Raw genomic sequence first — 1,555 nt, 5'->3', positions numbered from 1 at the left:
AAAGACCGTAAAAAGGCGCTCTATAAGCCCAAAAAGTGAAGTGAGCCGTCTGCAGGAAGGGAGTCCGAGGGGCGCATAGTACCAATGAATGCAGGACAACACAACCTGCGGGAGGGAAGGAGCCCTACTTTGTTCATGTTTCTTAAGGAGGTACGAGTCAGTGAATGCCAAGAGGCTAACGACACCAAAGGAAAACGTTCAACAACTCCAAGAGAAACTAGGTCATGCGGCCAAGGAGAACAAGAAGCGTAGATTCCATGCGCTCTATGACAAGGTCTACCGGATGGACATTCTATGGGAAGCGTGGAGGAGAGTACGAGCCAATAAAGGGTCGGCTGGAATCGACGGGGAGACACTTGCGGACATCGAAAAGCAAGGAGAGTATCTCTTCTTGTACGAATGCCATCGAACCCTCAAAGAAGGCAAGTATCATCCTCAGCCCGTAAGACGGCACTACATTCCGAAGAAAGATGGAAAACAAAGACCGCTAGGTATTCCCACAATCCGAGACCGGGTCATCCAGATGGCGACGAAAATGGTTATGGAACCGATCTTTGAAGCGGATTTTCAGGAATCCTCGTTTGGATTCAGGCCGAAGCGAAGCGCCAAGCAGGCGCTGGATCGTATCCGAAAAGCATGCAACCGTAAAGGCAATTGGGTGGTCGACGTCGACATCCAAGGTTACTTCGACAACATCAATCAGGAGAAGCTGATGAAACTGGTGGAAATACGGATCAGTGACAGGCGTATCTTGAAGCTGGTACGGAAGTGGCTGAATGCAGGGGTCATGGAGGAAGGAACGGTTCGACGTTCGGATCTGGGAACGCCGCAAGGGGGAGTCATCTCCCCGCTGCTCGCGAATATCTATCTGAACTACTTCGATATCCTATGGGAGCGACATGGTAGCGGACTCGGGGAACTTACGCGTTATGCGGATGACCTCGTAGTCGTATGTAAAACGAAGAAAGACGCAGAACGGGCATACGAACTTATTGGTGCCATTATGGATCGTCTTGAACTGACGTTACATCCGACCAAAACACGTATTGTCGGACTATGGACAGGAGAAGAAGGCTTTGATTTTCTCGGCATGCACCATCGTAAAACGAAAGCGGAGACTTCTCAAGGGAAGGTGTACTATACAACCCAGCAGTGGTTAGCCCGGAAAGCAGAAGAACGCATCCGGGAGGTCGTAAAAGAACGTCTGGCCCCGCCGAACATGAGGCATAAATCATTTCTCGAACACGTGGAATGGCTGAATCCAAAGATTCAGGGGTGGAGGAACTATTACTACACGGCCTACAGCCAATTAAAGCTGGCAAAATTGGACAGGTACATTTTGCAGAGGCTCACGAGATGGTATGCCAAGAAAAGACAGCGTGCAAGATGGATGGGCTCGCTTCAAGAAGTAAGATTTCTGGCCAGTCAATGTGGACTTAAAACGCTCTTGTGATCTGCATGCACATGAATGACGAACATCGGAAAGCCGTATGAGGGAAAACCTCACGTACGGTTTGATGAGGAGGGGCAGATTTCTCTGCCCTTTACTCTAGTA

General features: G+C 49.6%; 1 protein-coding gene. It reads left to right on the top strand.

The window, feature by feature from the left end; all coding sequences use genetic code 11:
- The first annotated feature begins 160 nt into the window (after positions 1-160).
- The gene (gene ltrA, locus O9H85_RS37340; RefSeq protein WP_269886373.1) at positions 161-1,453 is read left to right on the top strand and encodes a group II intron reverse transcriptase/maturase; all 1,293 of its coding nucleotides are present in this window, start codon (positions 161-163) and stop codon (positions 1,451-1,453) included.
- The last annotated feature ends 102 nt before the right edge of the window (positions 1,454-1,555 follow it).

Origin of the sequence: Paenibacillus gyeongsangnamensis (assembly GCF_027533625.1) — a bacterium.
Taxonomy (GTDB): domain Bacteria; phylum Bacillota; class Bacilli; order Paenibacillales; family NBRC-103111; genus Paenibacillus_G; species Paenibacillus_G gyeongsangnamensis.
The sequence above is the reverse complement of the archived record's forward strand: the minus strand, read 5'-3'. Positions and strand labels throughout refer to the sequence as shown.